The following is a 24337-nucleotide window of genomic DNA, read 5'->3' on the forward strand; positions in this document are numbered from 1 at the left end:
TTTACCCCCATAATCCTGAACGCAACGAATCTATACGACAAAACACCTCATAAATATGCGCAAACTTACCATCACGAATAATCGACAATGGTGATCTTCCATTGAAATATGGATTATGGTTTTCTAGCGCCATAAACCCTTTCACGTTTTCAGGGTTATCAAACACGATTCGAAGGCTAGCATGCATATTTACGATGTAGCTTAATCGTTCCAATTGATCACTATCCAAAGAAACAGTTTCAGGATTAGCCTTAAACTTATGATAAGTCGACGGTGCTATGCGCATGATCTTTTGTTTATCTTTGGTCGTGCAACCCCAGCCATCCATGATTTGCTCAGCAGCTTTAAAACCTGCCGTAGCCATCGCTTTGGTACTCGATTTCTTTTCGATTAGTTGAGTATCCATTTTGCCTCCTACAACAAATTGAATACTCTCATTGTAGATTAATTATATAAAAATATCCAAATAGAGACAAAAGATCACCTAATCCAAAAATCATCTAGTGACGTTATTTAACTCCACCCACTTTAGCCAGCGCCGTCGGATAGCTTCTTTGCTCAGCTAATGTGCAGGCTTTTTCTATAACTTGCTCAATAGTGAGTTGTGAGGAAATATTTTGTTTGGTGAGATGAAGTTCGTCATAAAATCCACACTCTCGCATCTGCTGCTCGATTTGTTGTGCAGCCTCTAGCGCAGATGAAGCCTTAACAATTTCCATACGAGCATAATTATCACCGGCAAAAGAAACACTGGCTGCACGTAACGTAATGTCGGTTCCGGGAATTTGTTGTGCGCCAAATAATGGTTTACCACCTAAAGTGGCACTCGCGAAACTGGGAATAAATTGCGCCATGTGTTTTATTGCTTTATTAGTTCGGATGGTTTGCTGCTCTTTACTCCAACCATGAATGATCTTATTAACGAGGTATTCAGGCAATTTAGGCTGAGAACTTTCATCTGTAGAATGCGCTATCCCGTCTTCAAACAACGTGATGTCTTCTGTCATACCGTGTAATTGGAAATAACCATCTGGATACGGCGTTAACTGTGCCATCCCTTGTGGTGTACCTCGCTCACCATGAAAGATCACTTCAGGCCATAACGCGTTCCCTTCTTGCCAATGAGTCACATAAGCCGCTTTAAATTCCACTAAACGTGAACGTGGCGCTTTAACCCAATCATCGACCACACCTGTTTGATAGCCAGAGGCATTGATCAAATAATCGACCGTTATCGCTTCAGGCAATTCAGTTGAATGCTTATTATTGGATTTATAATTGATGACCCATTGTTTGTCTTTCGGTTGAACACCGATAACCTGAGTATTGGTATAAATTTGGCAATTTGGAAGCTGAGCTAACGCAAGGTTCACAGTGGCCGATAAACGGAACACACTAAGCCCATATTCTTGCACTAAAACCACAGGAAATTTTAAAGTATTAAGATCTACGCTTTTAGCAAATGGGATCATCCATTCATCTAAGCTTTGGTCGGTAAGAGAGTCTACTTCTGGTACGTCACATTGCGCTAGAGCTTCTAATTCTTGCTGTGAATACAACTTAAAGTAGCGCTGCGGATCACCCAACACTTGATTACTGGCGTCTTGTTCAACCAGTGATTGATAAGCCTGTTTAATCACTTGCAAACGAGGAAGTAGATCTTCTGGTTGGCCTTTATCTTGGGTAGGAACCGCGATAACGGTTGGGCGAACATTCATCGTGTGCTTATACAACTTAACCGTTTCAATCGATTCTTTCAGAAGTTGCACACATTGCTGCTGTGAAATCTCACGATACAAGTTACCACCAGCATGCAAATGGCAAATAGGAGGGCCATCCACAAGACTTGCTCCTTGTTCAAAAATAGAGACTTGAAGCCCAAGGTCAGCAAAGTGCAGTGCGGCTGTTGCCCCTGCAATACCACCACCAATAATACCAATATGTGGAGAAGCCATAGCTAATCAATCATTCCTACAACAAACGTCTTTATGCCAGATCAAGAAGGCTAAAGAACTGAATATATTTGAGTCGAGTAATACCCTACCACTTTAGTCGGATATTTCGAGCTAAATTTTAAACATGTGCTACCAACTGGTTAAAAAATAGGAAATATCCTTATCATACAAGTAAATTGTTGATCGGTTTTACCTACACCACTTTGGTTCTAACTCTGCTAATTTTATGCGTAAAAAAATCTAAAAAATTGCTTGACCGATTCTATTCACTTTTACCAAAAATCGATGTTGTGAATAACCAAAATCCGCTAAGTAAACCCTGTCGTGGCTTACAAGCAGATTGGTTATTTTTCACAATGAAGTTATCCCAATATTTATCCACCGTTTTTGTGGATAACTGCATTTTTTATTCATAGAGCTTTATTTACAGGAATAAGTAATTGCTTAATCAACGTTTGTAGTACTAGTGCTAAAGTTAAAAATGCAAGCAATGGAAGCGTTACCCACAAAGCAAAGTGCCAATTAGGATCAAGTTCAAAGCCCCATTTCATTAAGCTTGCCACACTCGACTCTGCGCCAAAACTTGCCACCAAACCAGCAATCAAAGCCATAATCCCGTATTCATACCACACTGTTCTACTAATGCGCTTTTTACTCGCTCCAAGTGTTCGATATAAACGAATTTCATCTTGTCGCTGTGACAGGCTTAAACGCAATAATGTGAATATCAACAACAAACCGGCAATCACAGCTAAACCTGCAAGTACGGTAATCGACCACACGATTTGCGTCAGCAGAACTTGAATTTTGCCAGCCATAGTCCGAATATCCATTAAACTCACGGTTGGAAAATCGCGTGCCATTTTATTTAAGAAAGCATCGGTTTGAGCTTTATTCCCTTCTGGTGCTTTAAAACTGACGAGCCAAGTTCCTGGAATGTCTTTGAGCACATCTGATGAGAAAATGAAGTAAAAGTTTGGCTTCATTTCACGCCAATGGACTTTACGAATGGTATTCACTTTGGCGGTGACGGTTTGACTACTGATCACAAAAGTTAAGGAATCACCAATTTTTAAGCCAAGATCATTAGCCACATCAGATTCAACAGAAACTGTACCGGCTTCGCCCCATTCACCTTCTAATAAATCGTTACGTTCTGGCAGGGTTTCCGCCCATGTGAAATTCAATTCACGGCGTAGCGAATCACTTTTATCTTCACCTTCAGCATACTCTTTCGCTTCGACACCATTTATTTCACTTAAACGACCTCGAATGATTGGGTAAGCTTCTGAACGGTTTAACGCCTTAGCATCAATCTCTTGTAAATATTGTTCTTTTTCATAAGAGGCAATATTAAGCGCAAACACATTAGGTGCATCTTCAGGTAGCGTTTGCTGCCAATCACTTAATAAATCACTACGTACTAGCCAAATAATTGCAATCAGCATTAATGACAAAGCCAGTGCGCCAAATTGAATGCCACTAGCGATAGAAGAACGGTTAATGCGACTTAATGCTAATTTCAATGCCGGCGATGCAGGTAAGTGCTGCAAACCTTTAACCATAAATAAGCTAATAACACCGAGGATCGCAAATAGCACTAAAATACTCGCTAGCACTATCCAAACTAACATGTTGCTACCGTAAACCGACATCAATAAAGCAAAAGGCAATAAAATCAATAACCATGCTTTTTGAGGAATGTTACCTTGGCTCGGTTGCATGACTGATGCGGCCGAGGTGTTTAATAATCCAATCAAAGGAATACCTAACGCAGGAATACCAATCGCTAAGCAGGTTCCAACGGATAACAAAAACGGCATCAACCCATAACTAGGTAAAGGATCAGGTAAAACATCCGTTAACGGAATGCGCAATACCATTTCAAGTAATACGCCAATCAGTGAACCCAATATGATACCAATGGCGAATAAGCTACCAATTTGTAAACTTAACCAACGAATTAGCCAAGGACGTTGCGCTCCTAAACTTTTTAGCATCGCGATAGTTTGACGTCGGCTCGATACATAATGCTGACAAGTTAATACCAGTGTTATCGCCGCCATTACGACGACAATGGCAACCGTTAACGACAAGTATTGCTTGGTTTTATTAAACACTTCGGAGGTGCGGCTTTGTGAGTCTTCATCTACCCAGCGATCACTTGGAGTCAACTCAACCGATTGTTTAATTTGAGAGATTTGCTGAGCATCACCATTAATAAACAGACGAAAACTTACTCGGCTACCTAACTGAACTGCACCGGTTTTTGCTACATCTGATTGATGAATATACACACTCGGCATTTGCTGAAATGGGTTAAAGGCTAGTCCTGGCTCTTGTAAAACTTCTCCTGTCACCTCAAAATCCGCGTCGCCTATCGTGACACTGTCACCCACTTTAACTTGCAACTGTTGCATAACCCTAGGCTCAAGCCACAATTGATTTGCTTGCACATGTGAGCTTTGCGTTGATTCGTTTTGTGTAGAATTGCCTGACAGCACCATTTCTCCACGTAAAGGATATTGGCTATCCACCGCTTTCACTGTCACTAGTTGCATGCTGTTATCGCTAAATGCCATGGTGGCAAATCGTGTCAATGTCGCGGTTTCAACTTGCTGCTGGGAAGTTTGCGCAACTAAACTTTCTGGTAAAGGATTAGATGAGCGAAATACCGTATCTGCCGTGAGTGCATTCTTACCTTGGGTTTCTATTACCTGATCCATACGATCTGCTAATGCGGCTAAACCAAACACACAAGCAATAATTAAGGTCAGCGCAATCGCAATTGGCCAAAGCTGACCTTGTTTGATTTCACGCCAGCTCCACCTTAACAATTCTCGGTTAGGCAATGATTTGGATCCTTGATTCATTCCCTTTCCTCCAGCTCACCGGCTTGCATGTAAAAAATTCGATCACATCGCTTAGCTAAATCATTATCGTGAGTCACTAAAACCAACGTTGTTTTATGCGCTTTATTTAGCTCAAAAAGTTGCTCGATAATTTTCGCAGCCGTCACTTGATCTAAGTTTCCAGTCGGTTCATCAGCAAATAAAATACTCGGTTTAATCATAAAGGCGCGAGCTAAAGCCACACGTTGTTGCTCACCACCGGAAAGCTGACTTGGCGTATGAGTTAAACGATCTTTTAAGCCGACTTCAGTAAGCAATTGGGTTGCTCGTTCAATGTCTTCTTTCTCACCTTTTAACAAGCAAGGTAGTGTGACGTTCTCTAAGGCGGTTAAAGTTGGAATAAGTAGGAAGCTTTGAAACACAAAACCAATAGAATCGCTGCGTAATGCGGCGCGTTGCTCATCATCTAGAGTCGATAAAGGCTTACCGAGCAAACTCACTTCTCCTTGGCTTGGAACATCCAGACCTGCTAGTAAGGTCATCAGAGTGGATTTACCTGCCCCCGAGGTTCCGACAATTGCCACACTTTCACCAGCACGAATGGCTAGGTTAACCTCTTTTAATATGGTTAAATGTTCTTTCTCGGTAGAGACTGATTTAGACAAAGATTGAGCTTGGATCACTATCTTGTTCGAATCATGAAATTCAGGTGAGGTAGCTGACGAAGTTTGCTCTGCACTCGAGTTTACACCTTCGTTCTCTGCTAATTTGGTTATTGATGGATCTTTTATAGGTGATTGAGACATGATGAGATTGTTATCCTTACTATTAGTACTGTGCTTTTCTTCCGTCACACAAGCTGCGGTAAAAACCACTATTTTAATCTTAGGTGATAGTTTAAGTGCTGGATATCAAATGCCGATTGAACAAAGCTGGCCATCACTACTACCAAAAGAATTACAGCAAAAAGGCATTGAAGCAAAAGTAATAAACGGCAGTATTTCAGGAGATACTACTGGTAATGGTCTGCAACGCCTTCCTTCATTATTAAAACAACATCAACCTGATTGGGTATTAATAGAGCTTGGGGCTAACGATGGATTAAGAGGTTTCCCTCCTGCGACCATTCAAAGAAATTTGAACCAATTGATCGAACAAAGTAAGCAAGCCGGAAGCCAAGTTGCACTTATGCAAATTATGGTGCCACCGAATTACGGTAAACGTTACACTCAAGCTTTTTCTAATTTATACCCTGAGATAGCCAAGCAGCAAGACATTCCTTTACTACCGTTTTTTCTGGAAAATGTCATCATCAAACCAGAATGGATGATGAAAGATGGGCTTCATCCTAAAGCCGATGCTCAACCTTGGATCGCCCAGTTTATGGCGTCTCAGCTCCAATCTATTTTGTGAATATAATTCCCAACACTCTTCTCCCTCGTGAATAGTTCACAAAAAGTCAGCTAAAATACAGGCTGGCTTTGCTGTTTTTGTCGGTAATCATTCATGATCTGAAACAATTTTTTCTTATTTAGCCTTAAAAAATTCACCTTTATACCCTTTTAGCTCAATATTTCACTTCTTTGATGCCCTTATCCTAGTATTAATCCATCATCAAATAAGATTACATAGGATAACGTATGGTCATTGAACCTATCATTAAGGGCGTGGTCGCTCGCAGTGCCCATCCTTACGGGTGTGAAGCATCCATCCAACAACAAATTAATTTCGCTAAATCTGCCCCACAAATTAAAGCAGGCCCTAAACGTGTTCTCATCTTAGGTGCATCATCAGGATTTGGCTTAGCCGCTCGCATTGCTCTCACCTTTGGCGGTAGTGATGCTGATACCATCGGCGTTTCGTTTGAACGTGGCCCTTCTGAAAAAGGCGTAGGCACAGCCGGTTGGTATAACAATGTTTTCTTTGAACAAGAAGCAGAAAAAGCCGGTCGTATTGCAGTCAATATTGTTGGTGATGCATTTGCACAAGAAACACGTGACCAAGTTATTGAAGCAATAGAAACTTATTTTGAAGGTGAAGTAGACTTAATCATTTACAGCCTAGCAACGGGTATTCGTCCAAACCCAACAACAGGTGAAAAATGGCTATCGAGCATCAAACCAATTGGTGACAGCGTCACTGGTGCTACCGTGCTACTTGAAAATGATGAGTGGATTGAAACCACCATTGAACCGGCTACTGAACAAGAAATCGAATCGACTATTAAAGTGATGGGCGGATCTGATTGGGAATCATGGGTCGATACCCTGATTAATGCTGAATCGATTGCTGACGGCTGTAAAACTATCGCATTTTCATACATTGGTTCTGAGGCCAACTACCCTATCTACCGTGACGGTACACTAGGTTGGGCTAAAGTAGATTTGCATCAAGCAAGCCACTCTTTAAACCTTAAATTAGCCAACTTCAACGGTTCTGCTCATGCCACGGTATGTAAAGCGCTCGTCACTAAAGCAAGCGTGTTTATTCCAACATTCACGCCTTATATCATCGCACTATACAAAGCGATGAAAGAAGATGGTAGCCACGAAACTTGTATTGAGCAAATGCAACGTTTGTTTACCGATAAGCTTTATAACCAAAACACTATTCCTGTTGATGCGGAGCGTTTGATCCGTATGGATGATTGGGAAATGAAACCAAGTATTCAGCAGAGAGTGGCTGAACTAATGACCCAAATGAACGCTACTAACTTTAAAGAGATTGGTGATTATCAGGGCTACAAACAAGAATTTATGCAACTCAATGGTTTCGATATTAAAGATGTTGATTACCAACAAGATATCGACCTAGAAGCATTAACCGCATTACAGCCTTAATGTGTAAGCAATAGACCTAAGTAACCTCAGCTGCGGATAACTAGAAGTCACTCAATACAGCACTTTAGGCGTCTAACTTCGTTAAAATCAACGCAATAGGCCAGCTATTGACTTATGATTTTGCCTTGTTATCCATCCCAAATTGCAGCATTGAGAGAAAGTCATCAATCCTAGATGCCTGACAGATGTTTTTATCATTTTTATATCAGTGTGTTAGGTTAATTATTGTGACACTCTTATCCGAAGCTGAGGTTAAGTAACTTAAGTTTAGAATTTTTTCTGAACCGCGAACTCTGTAAGGGGAGTAATGGTTCAACGCCTCCTTTGCCGCACTAAATACTTCGTCATGGTGTAAAGGAGGCTTTTTTTCATCTAGATAGCGACATCTCTCCATCTACACCACAATTCAGTATATAATCCCCATTCGTTTTATTCTTATCAAAAGCAATACCGGAACTCTATGGATACCTTGATCTTCAAACTGAAAAATATCGAAAAGCAAAACTACCGTGCTTACCAGCAAATCAAGGGGCAGTATGATTTTACTGATTTCGATCTTTTCATCGATACCGTTCAAGGCGACCCACATGCTACCGCCTCTCGCTTACGTGCTCGCAGAGCTTGGTCTTTAACCGATTTACAATGGTTATTGGAACAATCCGAAGATTACCAACGCGCCGCACGTGATTATATTGCACGTTACTTTTCACAACTTGCGCAACCAGAAGCTTCCGTCGATATTGCCTTTAATGGCCAAAGCGTGCTTGATCACACTGCCGTTGTATTTGACCAAGAAGGTATCGAACTACGTTTCCGTGTCAATCTGCCTGCCGATGGTCGCCAAATTCTCGGTAAAAAAGCCATTAACATATTAACTTTCCACCTACCTAAATTTATCCGCCGTGCGACGATTGCACGTGAAATAAACATGGATGCATTAAAGCGCCATTGTGAAGTTGTTGAAGATCAAGTTGCCCTACGCAAACAACTGGCAGAAAACAACCTAGTGGCATTTGTTGCTGATGGTAGTGTGCTTCCTCGGGTATCTGGGGATTGCGATTTACCAATGAAAGAAGCGGTTACGTTTTCGGCTCCTGAATCTCTAGCTATTGAGTTAACCACGCCTCATAAAGGCAAAATTCGCGGTCTAGGTATTCCAAAAGGCATAACGCTAATTGTCGGCGGCGGTTTCCACGGTAAATCAACCCTATTGACGGCGATTGAGCGTTCCATCTACGATCATATTCCAACAGATGGTCGTGAATATATTGTCACGGATCCGCAAGCCATGAAGATTCGTGCAGAAGATGGTCGTAGTGTTCACCATTTAAATTTATCAAACTACATCAACCATTTGCCTATGGGTAAAGACACAACAGATTTCTCAACTCAAGATGCTTCGGGATCCACTTCTCAAGCAGCTTGGTTACAAGAATCTCTCGAATCTGGCGCAACTACGTTGTTAATCGATGAAGATACCTCTGCCACTAACTTCATGATCCGTGATGAGCGCATGCAAGCATTAGTCTGTAAAGGCGATGAGCCTATCACCCCTTTGGTTGATCGAATTGGCCAATTGCGTGATGAGCAGGGTGTTTCTTCGATTATTGTCATGGGAGGCTCAGGTGATTACTTCGATGTAGCCGATACCGTGATTCAAATGCACGACTACCAAGCATTAGATGTTACGGCTAAAGCAAAAGAAGTGGTTAAGCTACACCCTAGTCAACGACAACTAGAATCAGAAAGTGAACTTGTTCAGCACCCTGCTCGCTCATTTAATAATACTTGTCTAACCAAAATCTTAGCGGAAGGAAAATTTCGTATCCAAGGTAAAGGAACTCATACCTTACGTTTTGGTAAAGAGCACATTGATGTTTCTGCGCTTGAGCAAATTGAATCGACCAGTGAGCTTAATGCAATTGGTTGGTTATGGTTCCAACTTTCTCAACAGCCAGGATGGAGCAAAGATCCATCGAAGATCTTTGATCACGCACTAAACCAAGATTGGTATCAAGCCATGCCTAAAAATGGTGACCTAGCCAAGCCGAGAACGCTAGATGTAATGGCTGTTTTAAATCGTTTACGTAAGGCGCAATTCAAAGCTTAAATCTCATTGGACTAGCTAGCAAACTCTATTCAGGTTGGAGATTGCTAGCTAGCCTGATAATAAGCCTATCAAACTGAAAGTAATTCAATATGACGTCTATAACTCATCTCAAATATTTGCAAGGCTACCCTGATGCGGTGTTATCTCAGGTAAAAACACTAATTGAACAAGATAAGTTAGCTATGTGGGTTGAAAACAAATACCCACAAATGCACAACCTGAAAACCGAAAAATCGTTATACGACTATACGATGGCAATAAAAAACCGTTATTTAAAAAAATCATCCCCCCTTTCTAAAGTCGTTTACGATCCGAAAATTCACGTCATCAATCATGCTCTGGGTTTGCATACATTTGTTTCTCGTAACCATGGCGGAAAATTGAAAGCGAAGAATGAAATTCGGATTGCTTCTATTTTCAAAAACGCTCCTGAACCATTACTGAGAATGTTAGTCGTCCATGAATTGGCACACATCAAAGAGAAAGAACACAACAAAGCCTTTTATGCCCTCTGCTGTCATATGGAACCGAACTACCACCAATTAGAATTCGATGCGAGATTATTTTTGACTTATAAGGAGCTTTCAACCAATAAGGGCGAAATAGAGTAAAATCCATCTCTAAAACCCTGAACCAACATTAAAATAGAATGCGTTGTCATCGTCGCTAAACGCAAAATCCATCCCGATATTCAAACCAAAGCGACGGGCAATCAAATAACGAAAACCAGCACCATAAGCAACTTCAGTATCATCATATAAATCATGAGCCTCTTCTGCTGCCGACCCGGCCCCCACAAAACTTTGCAATGACCAACGCGGTGTGACTTGCCACATAAGTTGAGTCTGTGCGGTAAGAACATAGTCACCTTGATAACGATAACGAGAAATACCGCGTAAATTAATATACGGACGAGCTAGTGGTGGTAGGCTTCGATCAGCATTAGTTAATGATTGATAGTTACCCGCAACCCCGAGCGTCCAAGTTTTAGATAATGGAATAAAATACTTCCCATCTAAGGTAAAAGTATCGTATTCATAATCACTACCTAAACCATCGCGATACCATAAATACTCGGCTTTAGCCGTACCGCCACTGGTAGGATAAAACAAGTTATTACGTGAGTCGTATTGTGCGATCAAACCAAGCGCTGAAGAGGTACTATCATCACCTAATACACGTTGCAAAATATCATTTGCAATCTCTTCTTTCGCACCTATTTTGGTATGGAACCAAAGCTGAGAAAACCCTAGATATAAGTTGGTATTAGCAACTTTAAACTGCAATTTTTGCACGCCACCAAAGCCTTCTGTTTGGCTTTCAAAAGAAAGGTTTTTATCAACCGGGATTTGATCAAATTCATGATAAATATCCATATTAATATTGGCATAACCTGCAGCGCCTAGGTAACGAATACGATCATTTAACCAAGTATGACGATGTGCACCGCCCACAAACCATGTGCCATTTTCCGTCGCAGCCCCTCCGACAATAGTAAAATTAGGCGGAATGAGATTTACCCCTCCATCTACCGACTCCAAAGCTAATTTTTTTCTTTTGTCACGCGCCTCTTTTGATTCATGCAAAAACATTCCCATAAAACCACCACCATAACCAATAGCGGGTTCTGTGAGTACAATCGGAATTGGCAGGAATGCGTATGGATTCTCAGCAATCGCTTCACTCATATCAAATTCTCCATCTAATGGATCCGTGAATGAAGCGGCACTTACTGCTGAAGATAAGAAAAAAGACGATGACAAAAGTAGAGATATCGTTAGCCGTGATTTAAAACGAGGCATCGCATTTCCTTTGTAGTTCAATAGCACTTATACCCAAGATTATATACCCAAGTGACTTCAAGATGTAGAATTCAGAGCTATCATCCAAGTCTTTAAACAAGAAAGGTTCGTACAGGAATGTAATCACCTTTCAAACGAATCTGACGCAGCCTTTCTATTATAAAAAAGAAGAGGCTTGGATGAAGCTCCCGAAGGGCAAGTTAAAACAAGCTTGATGTGCTCATTTCAATTGATTTTGAGTCTCATTGTTACCTTGAATATAGCTACCAAGATGAATACTGGCGACTTTATGTGATACCAACTCTATCACCGCAGATAAATCGGTGGGAAATGTGCGAATAGTGGACAAACTCGTCACAGGCACCCAGTCCACCGATTGAATAAATTCTTCATCATTTAAGCCGGCTAAATTATCAGTGTGTGGTTGTCCTATATAGCTTTCAATATGATAAAAAAACTCAGCGTTATAGCGATTTTTCGTCGTTTCTAAGAACTCTCGTACACACAACAGATCCCCTACCTGTACTTCGAGCCCAACTTCTTCCAAACATTCTCGCTTAACACAATCTTTGGTATGCAAATCACAAGCTTCTAAGCCACCACCTGGTGGGATCCAATATTCACCAGTGAAGTCTTTTACTTTAATCAACAGAACATGTTCATCCTGAACAATGATCCCTGCTGCGCGAATGCGGTGTTTTGGTGCGTGGCTATTCTTCTTCACCCTGATACCCCTATCGTAGATTTATAGCCATGAAGATATCGAACACTCATCGGAAGGTATATTTTTATAGTCATCATGGAAGCTAACTGTGACATTGATCAATTTCACACAAAACCATCGAAACGTTTCGATGATCTATTTCACAAAATATTGAGCTATAGAATGCATTATTTCAAACAATCACTATCCTTATCGAAACGTTTCGCTGATGTCGAATTATCAATTAAACTAGGTGTATCAATATGAAAAAAAGTGCTCTTCTCAATTCTGAGCTGTCACATCTAACTGCCACATTGGGGCATACCGATGAAATTACCATCTGCGATGCTGGATTGCCTATTCCGAGCACAACCCATCGTATTGATTTAGCACTGACACTTGGCATCCCGACTTTTGCTCAAACTGTTGATGTATTTTTAAAAGAATCACAAATTGAAGGCGTCATTTTGGCAGAAGAATTTGAACAATTCAGCCCAGAGCACCATCAAGCTTTACTGCAAAGAATTGAGCAAGAAAAGAAATTAACGGGTAAAGAAATCAGCATTAGTTACATCACCCATGAGGCATTTAAATCAAGAACTCATCAAAGCAAAGCCATCGTTCGTACTGGAGAATGTACTCCTTATGCGAATGTGATTTTTCAATCTGGTGTCACTTTTTGATCTAAAAATAAAGCAGGCGAGATGTGAATATGACAAAAGCTATTTTACAGCTAAACCAAATCGAAAAGGCCTTTCCCGGCGTAAAAGCGCTAGATAAAGCAAGCCTTAACGTCTACCCCGGCCGAGTCATGGCATTAATGGGTGAAAATGGTGCAGGTAAATCTACACTAATGAAAGTGCTAACTGGCATTTATTCGCTAGATAACGGAAACATTCACTATCAAAATCAACCAGTTGCATTTAAAGGGCCAAGAGATTCACAACAAGCTGGAATCAGCATTATTCATCAAGAACTCAATCTTATTCCCGAGATTAGTATTGCTGAAAATATTTTCCTTGGTCGAGAAATAACAAATGCATTTGGTAAGATTCTATGGAATCAAATGCACGAAAAAGCAGCTGAGCTTCTTGCTCGATTAAACGTGAAACGTAGCCCCAAAACCTTATTGGGCGAATTGAGCTTAGGCGAACAACAAATGGTTGAAATAGCCAAAGCCTTATCATTTGAATCAAAAGTTATCATCATGGATGAACCGACTGATGCTCTGACGGATAAAGAAACTGAATTTCTATTTAAAGTCATTAATGAGTTGAGATCTCAAGGATGTGGCATTGTATATATCTCTCATCGTTTAAAAGAGATTTTTGAAATTTGTGACGATATTACCGTATTACGAGACGGTAAATTCATCGGTGAATGCGAAGTTAAAGATACCGATGAAGATGCACTTATTGAGATGATGGTAGGTCGTAAGCTTGAAGAACAATATCCACGCATTGCTGTGCAATCTGATGAAATTCGCCTCTCAGTCAAAGGGTTAACGGGTAAAGGTATTGAAGACATCCATTTCGAACTCAAACGAGGAGAAATATTAGGGATTTCAGGCTTAATGGGTGCAGGTCGGACTGAACTGATGAAAATGATCTATGGTGCTCTACCTTACCATTCTGGAGACATCTTACTGGAAGGTAACAAAATTCACCCTACCTCACCTCAAGAAGGGCTTGCTTGTGGTATCGCTTATATCTCAGAAGATCGTAAAGGTGATGGCTTGGTACTAGGGCTTTCCGTTAAAGATAACATGACACTTTCAGCGCTACAGCACTTTAGTTCTGGCGTCCAAATTCAGCATAAAAGTGAAGTGATGGCGGTGGATGATTTTATTGATCTTTTCAATATTAAAACGCCGAGTCGAGCACAAATCATCGGAAACTTATCCGGTGGTAACCAACAGAAAGTGGCGATTGCTAAAGGATTGATGACTCGGCCCAATGTTTTGATTTTGGATGAACCTACTCGCGGTGTTGACGTAGGTGCCAAAAAAGAAATCTACCAATTAATCAACAAATTTAAGGCTGAAGGGATGAGTATCATTCTTGTTTCTTCAGAAATGCCAGAGGTGCTGGGGATGAGTGACCGTATTTTAGTTATGCATGAAGGCAAAATCAGTGGCGAGTTTGACGCCAAGCAAGCTAACCAAGAATTACTACTGGCTTGTGCAGTCGGTAAAAACATCAGTAAGGACGTCGCATGAGCAGCAACACGATTAATAAACCTAATACACCAGAACAACCAAAAAAACCTTTATTGAGTAAAGAGTGGTTAATTGAGCAAAAATCGCTCATTGCCTTGATCTTCTTAATCGTAGTGGTTTCGTTTTTAAACCCTAACTTTTTCACCGTCGATAACATACTCAATATTTTGCGACAAACTTCCGTTAGCGCCATTATTGCGGTAGGTATGACTCTGGTTATTTTAACAGCAGGTATCGATTTAAGTGTCGGCTCTGTTCTCGCTTTGTGTGGTGCTTTTGCAGCCAGTTTAATTGCAATGGAAGTCCCTGTATTAATTGCCGTTCCAACAGCCTTATTAGCGGGTGCTATTTTAGGTGGTATCAGTGGTGTCATTATCGCCAAGGGTAAGGTTCAAGCCTTTATTGCGACATTAGTAACGATGACACTTTTACGTGGTGTCACAATGGTTTACACCGATGGCCGCCCAATTTCTACTGGCTTTACAGATGTCGCCGATAACTTTGCTTGGTTTGGTACTGGTTACACTCTAGGCATTCCTGTTCCAGTATGGCTCATGGTGTTTGTTTTTGCCGCCGCTTGGTATGTATTAAACCACACTCGCTTTGGCCGCTACGTCTACGCATTAGGTGGCAACGAATCTGCAACTCGCTTATCTGGCATTAATGTCGATCGAGTAAAGATTGGTGTATATGCAATTTGTGGCTTACTTTCTGCCCTTGCCGGCCTAATTGTGACTTCACGTTTATCTTCTGCTCAACCAACTGCGGGCATGGGATATGAACTTGATGCAATTGCTGCTGTTGTAGTTGGTGGTACGAGTTTAATGGGTGGCCGTGGCCGTATTATGGGTACCTTAATTGGCGCATTGATTATTGGTTTCTTAAATAACGCGTTAAACCTACTTGATGTATCTTCTTATTACCAGATGATTGCTAAAGCAGTCGTGATTTTACTAGCCGTATTAGTTGATAATAAAAATAAATAACCGTCATTACCGACACCAAGAGCCAGCAATAGGCTCCCCTACGATAAAGGAATAACAAAATGAAACTTAAAAAACTGACTACCCTACTTTCCGCTGCCATGTTAACCAGTACGATGTCGGTTGCAGCGCAAGCTCAAGATACAATGGCTATTGTAGTATCAACACTAAACAACCCATTTTTTGTGAGCATGAAAGACGGAGCTGAAGCGAAAGCAAAAGAACTAGGTTACGATCTGATTGTTTTAGATTCGCAAAATGACCCAAGTAAAGAGCTTTCTAATGTCGAAGATCTTTCGGTTCGAGGTGTAAAAGCAATACTCATTAACCCAACAGATTCAGACGCTGTTTCTAACGCGATTCGAATTGCTAACCGTGCAAAGATCCCGGTATTAACACTCGATCGTGGCGCAAGTCGTGGTGACGTTGTCAGCCATATTGCTTCTGATAATGTTGCAGGCGGTGAAATGGCGGGTAAATTCATTATTGAAAAGGTCGGTGAGAAAGCTAAAGTCATTCAACTTGAAGGCATTGCAGGTACTTCAGCTGCTCGTGAGCGTGGTGAAGGTTTCATGAATGCAGTTAAAAATTCACAACTTGATCTTCTTGCTAGCCAGCCTGCTGATTTTGATAGAAGTAAAGGTTTGAATGTAATGGAAAACCTACTTGCTGCCAATGGTGATGTCCAAGCCGTATTCGCACAAAATGATGAAATGGCACTTGGTGCTTTACGTGCAGTACAAGCATCAGGAAAAGATATTTTAATTGTTGGCTTTGATGGTACCGATGATGGTATTGCCGCAGTTAAACGTGGAATGTTAGGAGCAACCATTGCACAGCAACCCGCTCTAATTGGTGAGCTCGGTGTTGCAACTGCAGACAAAGTCTTAAAAGGAGAATCGGTTGAAAAAAATATTCCGGTTCCACTTAAAGTTATTACTAAATAATCACTATACCCAAAGTCATTGAAGTTGCAGTAAGACGACAAATGAATGAAGCCCTATGAGCATAGCTCGTTCTATGTGATTGGGGTGAATGAGTGCCGTCAAGCTTCAAGTACGATGGGTATAAATGTGGGGGCGGAACTGCCCCCACCTTCTTCACTATGAATGCTCATTGATATGACGTATTTGAGCCATATCAATTCGTATTTAAACGTTATCGCCATAAGGATAATATATGAACAAGCTGATCGTTTTAGGTAGTATTAATGCCGATCATGTACTTCAAGTTCCCTCTTTTCCTCGTCCAGGAGAGACCCTCATGGGACGTAACTATCAAGTTATTCCTGGTGGAAAAGGTGCCAATCAAGCGGTGGCTGCTGCACGTTTAGGTGCAGACATTGGGTTTATAGCTTGTGTAGGAAGTGATTCCTTTGGGCAAAATATCATTCAAAGTTTTGCACAAGATGGTATCAATACTGACTATATTTCTATCATTCCATCTACTCCCACAGGTGTAGCGTTGATCCAAGTCTCTGATGAGGGAGAGAATAGTATCTGTCTTTCTCCTGAGGCTAATAATGCTCTGAACCAAGAGCTTGTCTCTTCTTTTAAAGCTCCTATTCAGCAATGTAATTATTTACTGCTGCAACTTGAAACCCCTTTAGATGGCATTGAAACGGCAATTAAACTGGCTAAATATGATTCTAATTCTGATATCAAAGTTGTTTTAAACCCAGCGCCAGCCAAAGCGTTACCCGACTCAATCCTAAAAGAAATTGATATCATTACCCCAAATGAAACTGAAGCTGAAGTCTTAACCGGTATTTCAGTAACAGATGATATCTCAGCGCAAAAAGCCGCAAATAATCTTCATGAGAAAGGTATCTCAACCGTAATTATTACACTAGGCGCTAAAGGTGTATGGCTAAGTGAAAATGGCAAAGGTAAAATTATTCAAGGATTTAAAGTTAAAGCGATAGACACAACAGCTGCCGGAGATACCTTTAATGGTGCTTTTGTTACTGCACTACTGGAAGGCATGACAACAACACAAGCAATTCAATTTGCACATGCTGCTGCTGCCCTTTCTGTTACACGGTTTGGGGCACAAACCTCCATCCCGACACGACAAGAAACGGATAAGTTTTTAGTTTAATTTCATCTTTATACCCAATCAATAGGGAGTTATCACATGGCAACAATGAAAGACATAGCCCGACTTGCTCAGGTTTCAACGTCCACCGTTAGCCATGTCTTGAATAAAACACGATTTGTTAGTGAGGATATTGAAAAGCGCGTAAAGCAAGCAGCAAAAGAGCTTAATTACGCGCCATCGGCACTCGCTCGAAGTCTAAAGATGAAGTGCACTAAAACGGTTGGCATGCTAGTGACAACCTCAACCAACCCTTTCTTTGGCGAAGTGCTTAAAGGCGTTGAAAGGCGTTGTTATGAAAAAGGTTACAACTTAATACTTTGCAATACCGAAGGTGATAGCGAACGAATGAAAGCCTCTATAGATACTCTGTTACAAAAGCGTGTCGATGGCTTAATGTTAATGTGTTCCACCCTTGAGGGCGAAGAAATTGAAATTTTTGAACGTTATCCAGACCTTCCTGTCGTTGTTATGGACTGGGGCCCAATGGAATATGCGAGTGATAAAATTCAGGACAACTCTTTCAAAGGTGGGTATTTAGCGACTCAACATTTAATAGATAATGGCCATACCAACATTGGCTGTGTCACCGGCCCACTACATCGTAGCCAAGCATCACTGCGTTTTGATGGTTTTAAACAAGCGCTACAGGATAATAACCTAACTTTAAATAAAAACTGGATTGCTCAGGGCAATTTTGAATGTGACGGTGGTTATGATGCTTACCAAGCTCTGAAACACAGCGGAGCTTTACCGAGCGCTTTATTCGTATGTAATGACATGATGGCATTGGGTTTAATTAATGCTGCAAACCAAGATGGTATAAAGATCCCTCAGGATCTTTCCATTATTGGCTATGATGATATCCAATTGACTAAGTACATCACCCCATCTTTAACCACTATCCACCAGCCAAAACATCAGCTAGGAAAAACCGCGGTAGATACCTTACTCTCACGCCTTGAAAATCCAAATGCACCTCAACAAGTGATTCAATTAGAGCCAACATTGGTAGAGCGTCATTCCGTGATCAAATACCAAGTAAACTAACAGATTTACGCTAAGCAGTATCCGAGCATATTAGCTGGGAAGTTACTTGGGTATGATGCCGAAGTGAGTTATTATTCACGCCGTTTTTATTCTACCGACTTCTTGGAGCCCTCATGGCCACTGGACCTCATAACAAAAATAATCGCCACTCTCAAACAACAAAAAAAACTAATAAGTCCAGCACCCAAAAACCAAGAAATAATAAAACAGGATCACATCGTTCTAAATCATCGGTGCATAAGAAGCCAACCGGATTACATCCACGTAATCTACACAGTGGTCGTTATGATTTTGATAAATTAGAAGCCTCAAACCCGGCATTAACCGAATTTGTTATTCTAAACCCGCGTGGTGAACGTTCGATTAGTTTTAGCGATCCTAAAGCGGTGTTAGCACTCAATGAAGCGCTGTTAAAAGCCTATTATGGTTTAGAGTTCTGGCAAATCCCTCCCGGTTACTTATGCCCACCAATCCCAGGAAGAGCAGATTATATCCATTATCTTGCCGACCTATTAGCGGTAACCAAAGAGAAAACCGATACACTTGTCGTTGAGAATGACGAGCGCGATCCGAATGCTGGTTCTGCCAATCATAAGCATACGGTGCTTGATATCGGCACAGGCGCAAACTGCATCTACCCTATTTTAGGCTCAAGCCTTTATGACTGGAATTTTGTTGCCAGCGATATTGATCCGATTTCAGTTAAAACGGCACAACTGTTAATTCAGGCTAATAAGAGGTTGACGAATAAACTGAAAGTTCGTCAGCAAGCTAAACCAAGCAGCATTTTCCACGGCATCATAAAACCGAACGACGATTTCATTTTGACTATGTGTAATCCTCCATTTCACGAGTCATTGGAAAAAGCGCGTGAAGGCAGCTTACGTAAAGTGAATAACCTCAATAAAGGCAAAGCGGATCCGCTATCAAAAAATAGCCAACCAGTTTTAAACTTTGCAGGGACTGAAAATGAGCTGTGCTATGAAGGTGGTGAAATTGCTTTCTTGAAACAAATGGCCATCGAAAGTAAAGATTTTGCTAAGCAGGTATGTTGGTTTACTAGCCTAGTATCCAAGAAAGAAAATGTGCCGCTACTGCAGCAACAGTTGAAAAAATTAAGCGCAACTAATATTCGCGTTGTAGAAATGGCACAAGGGCAGAAGATAAGCCGCTTTGTAGCATGGAGCTTTTTAACCAATTTAGAGCAGAAATCGTTTTTTAGTTAAGCGAGTAGTTCTAAAGATAAAGTAAGTAACCTCAGCTTCGGATAAGAGTGTCACAATAATTAACCTAACTCACTGATATAAAAGTGATAAAAATATCTGTCAGGTATCTAGGATTGATGACTTTCTCTCAATGCTGCAATTTAGGATGGATAACAAGGCAAAATCATAAGTCAATAGCTGGCCTATTGCGTTGATTTTAACGAAGTTAGACGCCTAAAGTGCTGTATTGAGTGACTTCTAGTTATCCGCAGCTGAGGTTAAGTACCTAAAAAAACGCCCAGCAAGTTGCTGGGCATTTTATTCAATTAACTAATCTTATTTCAAATTCTGATTACTTCGCCTTACGACGATCCGCTACCGCTTTAGCAAGTTGACGCAATACTGCTTCAGTATCAGCCCAGCCAATACACGCATCCGTAATACTTTGACCGTAGTTTTCAACTTTACCATCAACCAGATCTTGACGGCCTTCATTTAAATGGCTTTCGATCATCACACCAAAGATAGCATCTTCACCACCTGCAATTTGAGTGGCGACATCCGTTGCAACTACCATTTGACGTTGGAATTGCTTAGAGCTATTTGCGTGGCTGAAGTCAATCATCACTTTTTGGCGTAACCCATTACTTGCTAATTCTGATTTCACAGCAGCAACATGTTCAGCACTATAATTTGGCTCTTTGCCACCACGTAAAATAATATGGCAATCTGGGTTACCTGCAGTTTCTACAATCGCAGAGTGACCATATTTAGTGACTGATAAAAAGTGATGTGATGCACCAGCAGAACTACAAGCATCTGTTGCAATTTTAATGTTGCCATCGGTGCCATTTTTAAAACCAACTGGACAAGATAGACCAGATGCAAGCTCACGGTGAACTTGTGATTCGGTTGTACGAGCACCAATTGCGCCCCAACTGATCAAATCCCCCACATATTGCGGTGTAATCATATCTAGAAACTCACTCGCCGTCGGCATGCCACTATCAGTTAAATCAAGAAGCAGCTTACGTCCCATACGCACGCCATCATTGATTTGGTAACTATCATTTAAGTATGGGTCATTAATAAGCCCTTTCCAGCCTACCGTTGTACGTGGCTTTTCAAAATAGACTCGCATTACCACTTCAAGGTCGTCTTTTAGCTCATCACGTAATACTTTTAGGCGTTTACCATATTCAAGAGCCGCTTCTGTGTCATGAATTGAACATGGTCCAATAACAACGAGTAAGCGGTCATCTTTATCTTCAAGAATATTATGAATACTTTGACGAGACTCAAATGTCGTATCACTAGAGGTGTCAGTAGCAGGAAACTTTTCTAAAACAGCGATTGGCGGTAAAAGTTCTTTAACTTGTTTGATTCTTACATCATCTACTTTTTGCATAACGACATTGTCCTTGTTTTGTGTGTATCTCAAGCTTTGATTCGATAAACAATTCGAATTCTTTGATGCTTAAAATATATTAATTTCTTTTCCTTCTAGTTAACTTATCCCTACAAAAACAGAACTTCAATCATTAATTGCTATATAACGCATATTTTATACATTTTTGAACTAATTGAAGTACAAGCTAAGGCCAAATAAAAAAACCACCGTATCTAATTCGATATCGGTGGTTTTCAATCATTTTGGTTTAATTATCCTTTACAGCGTAATAACAACACTTTCACCATCAACAGTAAGCTCTAAAGTATTGCCATTAAGCTTATGTGACACTTCCACTTGCTCACCTTCATTCTTATTTGGAACAAGAAGAGTCAAAATGTTGTGCTCTTTTGCTGATTTAAACTCTACCTCAACATGACGATGAATTTCTAGATCTTCATATTCCGCAGGGTCAACATCGCCGAAACCTTCCACATTTTTCACAGACAGAATATTATCACCGCTTTCATTGATGAAATTCACATCAAGATGAGCTATCTCTCCACGAATAGTGAAGCTGTTATCTGCCACTTCATTTGTAAACGTAGTGTGCATTAACCAAGTCATATCTTTTTCTTCAGAAAGTGTTGCCTTGTCTTGCATCACAAATACTTTGCCTTTCACAAACCAGATCTTACGCTTATAAGATTCGATTTCAGGAACAAAATACTTATAAGATGCTGTTGCATCACCTTCTACGAATTTAACATCAGACTCTGTATCGTAATCGGTAATATTACCACCAGCTTCAATACAGTAACGATCTTGGTGATTTTCATAGCCTGTATTTTTATTCTCGCCGTATTGGCCTTTACCACCAAATAACGGTAAGTTTTTAGAGAATGTATGACGACGCCATTTAGTGTGCATATCCACACCAAAACCACCATAGTAACCAGTAATAGAGGCTAAAGTTTCCCCAAACGCATGTAGAGTAAACGCATTTTGATCCGCATGTGAGTGACTGATTGAACCAAACGGAGAACATTTGAAGACCATGTGAATATGGTTATCACGCTCGGTCATCTTATTATGGAATGCCGCCCAACCTGTGATTGGGAAGACTTTCAATAATGGCTCATTAGATGGCGCTTTTTCTTCAGGTGCATCCCAAAGGATATTAAAACGAAGATCGTCATAGCCAAAGTCCCACCAACCGAAGTTGTAGAATTTAGTATGCGCTTCTGTATCACGACCTTTAAGTTGGTTGTAGTACCAAACATACTCAGGTTTTTGGTTTACACCAGCATAATGCTTGATGTTATAAGCGAGTTTCAAACCAGGAAAATCACCAATAGATGATTGGTCACAGAAACTAGCACGCTTAGAGTGAACCGGCATGCAATACAATGGGAAATCACCGGTATTTTCGTAGAAAGTCTTATTGAACATATCTACACCACAGTATGCTTTCAATAAATCGAATGCTTCACCGAGGAATGCAGTTTGGGTATTCCAGTAGTCAGGACCTTCAGCCCAACCGCCATCTTCACCGCCCCATGGTGGGTAGTGAACTGCATAATACTCAAGTGCGTAAGCAATGTATTCGCCTGCTTTAGGATGATCGTGATACAAAGCAATACAAGTTGGAATAATGGCAGATGAAATCGAACGTACACCGTGGCTGTTCAATGGGTTGTTCAGTAGATCAACAGTGACTTTCAAATGATGCATAATCTCATCAAGACGAACGACAAGTGCATCCTGAACTTGTTGGCGTTCTTCATCTGTAAAGTAAGCGTGTAGCCAGTCATAACCCCAAGCCATTGCAGCAATAACACGAAAAGCAGCTTCATCATTATAACCACGAGAAGTCACGCCATCTGGATCGTAAGTGGATAGCTTAAGTGTCCAAGCTTTTGCTTTGGCAATCAGATCTTCATCATCTTTTACAATACCTGCAATAGCAAGATTACGAGTTGCATTCATCGCCATTTGGCAATCAACATACATTTGACGCCAATAAGGACGCCACAGAGATGCTTTACCTACCGTTTCTTCTGGATAAGCTTGCGGTTCTTCATAAGGTTCTACATCTAAGAACTTAACTGTAGAATTGTTATAAAAGTCATTAAACATGCAATATGAGTCATCAGCTTTCACTTTCGCTTTAAACTCAGCAAGATCTTTTGCTTGCACTAAAAGACGTGGACGCTCAGCACTCAAGCTATCTAAAAATGATAAATCAAAGTCACGTTTTTGAACTTCAATAGGAAGTAAATCAACTAAGTTGCCTGCTGATGTATCGTTTTCTAGTTTGATTTTCCTGATCGCATCAAGAGATTTTTGGTCTGTCATAATCACTCTCTTTATATAAATTTTAAGATTAAGTTTATCTGAACCACTAAATTAATCTTATTGTATTACAAAAAGAGAAGGCGAGTAAAATAATACGAATAAGCTTTTGTCAAAAGTGCTTAGCTCTGTCACAAAATTAATAGCATTAGCATAATTTCTATGCCCAAGTGACTTCAAGGTTCGGATTTCAGCAGCTTGAAGTTACTTGAGTATAGTATCAATATCACTTTTCTATGATTAAAGTCACTTGCCCTACTTCAATGCCAAATTTTGAAATGCTGGTGCGATTAATCAAACGTGTCGGGGTAACCATATACATCCAATCATCAAAGTGAGTTTCGAGCGTATCGTCTTTATAAGGAATCTCGACATCATAATTCCAATGAAAGACGCTGCCGGCGCTACGTCCAGAAGCGATACCTATTACATCACTTGCTTCACCTGAAATTGAACCATCATCATTAAGGGTGACATACCAAATGCGTTTTTGAGTTTCGCCATCATCATAGACAAAATCTTCCTCGATAACGCCTTTATTTCCTTGCCAACTCGCGTCCATATCAACAACAAGCTTTCTTGTCAGTTCGCCTTTATAATCTTGTACAACGCCGTAGGCTTTTAATTTACCGGTGAAAAAACTCTTAAAATCAAACTTGGGTTGAGTGTCTTGATAAAATTGAACGTCAGGAGATGAGCAACTAGATAACATCACTGCAAAACAGATAACAAAAAATGACTTCATAAAATTCATATTCATAACGTTCTTCCTTGAGA

The 24337-nt window shown here is 40.6% G+C and carries 20 protein-coding genes; 11 read left to right on the forward strand and 9 right to left on the reverse strand.

The window, feature by feature from the left end:
• Position 1: 1 nt before the first annotated feature.
• From QQJ93_RS05350 to QQJ93_RS05365, 4 genes are all read right to left on the reverse strand, one after another.
• A complete protein-coding gene (locus QQJ93_RS05350) occupies positions 2-406 on the reverse strand; it encodes an antitoxin Xre-like helix-turn-helix domain-containing protein (RefSeq protein ID WP_089124447.1) in 405 nt (134 codons plus the stop codon).
• A 103-nt stretch (positions 407-509) separates the two neighbouring features.
• Positions 510-1955: an FAD-dependent oxidoreductase gene (locus tag QQJ93_RS05355; RefSeq protein WP_089124448.1), complete on the reverse strand. Its 1446-nt coding sequence runs from the start codon at positions 1953-1955 to the stop codon at positions 510-512.
• A gap of 410 nt (positions 1956-2365) precedes the next feature.
• Positions 2366-4828 (reverse strand): ABC transporter permease, encoded by a 2463-nt coding sequence (locus tag QQJ93_RS05360; RefSeq protein WP_089124449.1) that lies wholly within the window; start codon positions 4826-4828, stop codon positions 2366-2368.
• Entirely contained in the window at positions 4825-5613 is a 789-nt protein-coding gene (locus QQJ93_RS05365; RefSeq protein ID WP_089124450.1) for an ABC transporter ATP-binding protein, read from the reverse strand. Before QQJ93_RS05365 ends, QQJ93_RS05360 begins: the two co-directional genes overlap by 4 nt.
• Here QQJ93_RS05365 and tesA point away from each other — a divergent pair.
• The 4 genes from tesA (at position 5612) to QQJ93_RS05385 (ending at position 10368) form a co-directional block, all read left to right on the forward strand.
• Positions 5612-6220: a multifunctional acyl-CoA thioesterase I/protease I/lysophospholipase L1 gene (gene tesA / locus QQJ93_RS05370; protein ID WP_089124451.1), complete on the forward strand. Its 609-nt coding sequence runs from the start codon at positions 5612-5614 to the stop codon at positions 6218-6220. The two genes, QQJ93_RS05365 and tesA, sit on opposite strands and share 2 nt — an antisense overlap.
• A 227-nt stretch (positions 6221-6447) precedes the next feature.
• Positions 6448-7647 (forward strand): enoyl-ACP reductase FabV, encoded by a 1200-nt coding sequence (gene fabV, locus QQJ93_RS05375; RefSeq protein WP_089124452.1) that lies wholly within the window; start codon positions 6448-6450, stop codon positions 7645-7647.
• 460 nt (positions 7648-8107) lie between these two features.
• Entirely contained in the window at positions 8108-9757 is a 1650-nt protein-coding gene (locus QQJ93_RS05380; protein ID WP_089124453.1) for an ABC-ATPase domain-containing protein, read from the forward strand.
• A gap of 89 nt (positions 9758-9846) precedes the next feature.
• On the forward strand, positions 9847-10368 hold the full coding sequence (locus QQJ93_RS05385; RefSeq protein WP_179949229.1) for a YgjP-like metallopeptidase domain-containing protein: 522 nt from the start codon (positions 9847-9849) through the stop codon (positions 10366-10368).
• 9 nt (positions 10369-10377) lie between these two features.
• Here QQJ93_RS05385 and QQJ93_RS05390 read toward each other — a convergent pair whose 3' ends face one another.
• Together QQJ93_RS05390 and QQJ93_RS05395 are read right to left on the reverse strand one after the other, a co-directional pair.
• A complete protein-coding gene (locus tag QQJ93_RS05390; RefSeq protein WP_089124454.1) occupies positions 10378-11559 on the reverse strand; it encodes a BamA/TamA family outer membrane protein in 1182 nt (393 codons plus the stop codon).
• A 220-nt stretch (positions 11560-11779) separates the two neighbouring features.
• On the reverse strand, positions 11780-12283 hold the full coding sequence (locus QQJ93_RS05395) for an NUDIX domain-containing protein (protein ID WP_089124455.1): 504 nt from the start codon (positions 12281-12283) through the stop codon (positions 11780-11782).
• Between the two features lie 242 nt (positions 12284-12525).
• Between QQJ93_RS05395 and rbsD the strand changes: the two genes are divergently transcribed.
• The 7 genes from rbsD to rlmF all read left to right on the forward strand — a co-directional run bounded on the left by rbsD (position 12526) and on the right by rlmF (position 19836).
• Positions 12526-12945, forward strand: coding sequence for a D-ribose pyranase (gene rbsD / locus QQJ93_RS05400; RefSeq protein ID WP_089124456.1), 420 nt, complete (start codon positions 12526-12528; stop codon positions 12943-12945).
• 29 nt (positions 12946-12974) lie between these two features.
• Complete coding sequence (gene rbsA / locus QQJ93_RS05405) at positions 12975-14480, forward strand: ribose ABC transporter ATP-binding protein RbsA (protein ID WP_089124457.1); 1506 nt, start codon at positions 12975-12977, stop codon at positions 14478-14480.
• Positions 14477-15466, forward strand: coding sequence for a ribose ABC transporter permease (gene rbsC, locus QQJ93_RS05410; protein ID WP_089124458.1), 990 nt, complete (start codon positions 14477-14479; stop codon positions 15464-15466). The genes rbsA and rbsC overlap by 4 nt, the downstream gene beginning before the upstream one ends.
• A gap of 59 nt (positions 15467-15525) precedes the next feature.
• Positions 15526-16410 (forward strand): ribose ABC transporter substrate-binding protein RbsB, encoded by an 885-nt coding sequence (gene rbsB / locus QQJ93_RS05415; protein ID WP_089124459.1) that lies wholly within the window; start codon positions 15526-15528, stop codon positions 16408-16410.
• A gap of 232 nt (positions 16411-16642) precedes the next feature.
• Positions 16643-17563 carry a ribokinase gene (rbsK, locus tag QQJ93_RS05420; protein WP_089124460.1) on the forward strand — a complete coding sequence of 307 codons (921 nt, stop codon included), beginning with the start codon at positions 16643-16645 and terminating at the stop codon, positions 17561-17563.
• A gap of 36 nt (positions 17564-17599) precedes the next feature.
• A complete protein-coding gene (locus tag QQJ93_RS05425; RefSeq protein ID WP_089124461.1) occupies positions 17600-18610 on the forward strand; it encodes a substrate-binding domain-containing protein in 1011 nt (336 codons plus the stop codon).
• A gap of 113 nt (positions 18611-18723) precedes the next feature.
• The gene (rlmF, locus tag QQJ93_RS05430; RefSeq protein ID WP_089124462.1) at positions 18724-19836 is read left to right on the forward strand and encodes a 23S rRNA (adenine(1618)-N(6))-methyltransferase RlmF; all 1113 of its coding nucleotides are present in this window, start codon (positions 18724-18726) and stop codon (positions 19834-19836) included.
• A gap of 331 nt (positions 19837-20167) precedes the next feature.
• Here the strand turns inward: rlmF and aroG are convergent, their stop codons facing one another.
• From aroG to QQJ93_RS05445, 3 genes are all read right to left on the reverse strand, one after another.
• Complete coding sequence (gene aroG, locus QQJ93_RS05435; protein ID WP_089124463.1) at positions 20168-21223, reverse strand: 3-deoxy-7-phosphoheptulonate synthase AroG; 1056 nt, start codon at positions 21221-21223, stop codon at positions 20168-20170.
• Between the two features lie 261 nt (positions 21224-21484).
• On the reverse strand, positions 21485-23563 hold the full coding sequence (locus tag QQJ93_RS05440) for a DUF4962 domain-containing protein (protein ID WP_089124464.1): 2079 nt from the start codon (positions 23561-23563) through the stop codon (positions 21485-21487).
• A gap of 223 nt (positions 23564-23786) precedes the next feature.
• Positions 23787-24320, reverse strand: a complete 534-nt coding sequence (locus QQJ93_RS05445; RefSeq protein WP_089124465.1) for a DUF3833 domain-containing protein — start codon at positions 24318-24320, stop codon at positions 23787-23789.
• Between the last annotated feature and the right edge of the window lie 17 nt (positions 24321-24337).

It is taken from the genome of Vibrio algivorus (assembly GCF_030161215.1).
Classification (GTDB): domain Bacteria; phylum Pseudomonadota; class Gammaproteobacteria; order Enterobacterales; family Vibrionaceae; genus Vibrio; species Vibrio algivorus.

What these genes read in the sequence shown, in the direction of transcription:
- QQJ93_RS05380 (WP_089124453.1), top strand. Translation starts at nt 8,108, where the DNA reads ATGGATACCTTGATCTTCAAACTGAAAAATATCGAAAAGCAAAACTAC.
- QQJ93_RS05440 (WP_089124464.1), bottom strand. Translation starts at nt 23,563, where the DNA reads ATGACAGACCAAAAATCTCTTGATGCGATCAGGAAAATCAAACTAGAA.
- QQJ93_RS05355 (WP_089124448.1), bottom strand. Translation starts at nt 1,955, where the DNA reads ATGGCTTCTCCACATATTGGTATTATTGGTGGTGGTATTGCAGGGGCA.
- QQJ93_RS05445 (WP_089124465.1), bottom strand. Translation starts at nt 24,320, where the DNA reads ATGAATATGAATTTTATGAAGTCATTTTTTGTTATCTGTTTTGCAGTG.
- QQJ93_RS05425 (WP_089124461.1), top strand. Translation starts at nt 17,600, where the DNA reads ATGGCAACAATGAAAGACATAGCCCGACTTGCTCAGGTTTCAACGTCC.
- rbsD (WP_089124456.1), top strand. Translation starts at nt 12,526, where the DNA reads ATGAAAAAAAGTGCTCTTCTCAATTCTGAGCTGTCACATCTAACTGCC.
- QQJ93_RS05360 (WP_089124449.1), bottom strand. Translation starts at nt 4,828, where the DNA reads ATGAATCAAGGATCCAAATCATTGCCTAACCGAGAATTGTTAAGGTGG.
- fabV (WP_089124452.1), top strand. Translation starts at nt 6,448, where the DNA reads ATGGTCATTGAACCTATCATTAAGGGCGTGGTCGCTCGCAGTGCCCAT.
- rbsC (WP_089124458.1), top strand. Translation starts at nt 14,477, where the DNA reads ATGAGCAGCAACACGATTAATAAACCTAATACACCAGAACAACCAAAA.
- rbsA (WP_089124457.1), top strand. Translation starts at nt 12,975, where the DNA reads ATGACAAAAGCTATTTTACAGCTAAACCAAATCGAAAAGGCCTTTCCC.
- QQJ93_RS05385 (WP_179949229.1), top strand. Translation starts at nt 9,847, where the DNA reads ATGACGTCTATAACTCATCTCAAATATTTGCAAGGCTACCCTGATGCG.
- tesA (WP_089124451.1), top strand. Translation starts at nt 5,612, where the DNA reads ATGATGAGATTGTTATCCTTACTATTAGTACTGTGCTTTTCTTCCGTC.
- rbsB (WP_089124459.1), top strand. Translation starts at nt 15,526, where the DNA reads ATGAAACTTAAAAAACTGACTACCCTACTTTCCGCTGCCATGTTAACC.
- rbsK (WP_089124460.1), top strand. Translation starts at nt 16,643, where the DNA reads ATGAACAAGCTGATCGTTTTAGGTAGTATTAATGCCGATCATGTACTT.
- aroG (WP_089124463.1), bottom strand. Translation starts at nt 21,223, where the DNA reads ATGCAAAAAGTAGATGATGTAAGAATCAAACAAGTTAAAGAACTTTTA.
- QQJ93_RS05390 (WP_089124454.1), bottom strand. Translation starts at nt 11,559, where the DNA reads ATGCCTCGTTTTAAATCACGGCTAACGATATCTCTACTTTTGTCATCG.
- QQJ93_RS05365 (WP_089124450.1), bottom strand. Translation starts at nt 5,613, where the DNA reads ATGTCTCAATCACCTATAAAAGATCCATCAATAACCAAATTAGCAGAG.
- QQJ93_RS05350 (WP_089124447.1), bottom strand. Translation starts at nt 406, where the DNA reads ATGGATACTCAACTAATCGAAAAGAAATCGAGTACCAAAGCGATGGCT.
- rlmF (WP_089124462.1), top strand. Translation starts at nt 18,724, where the DNA reads ATGGCCACTGGACCTCATAACAAAAATAATCGCCACTCTCAAACAACA.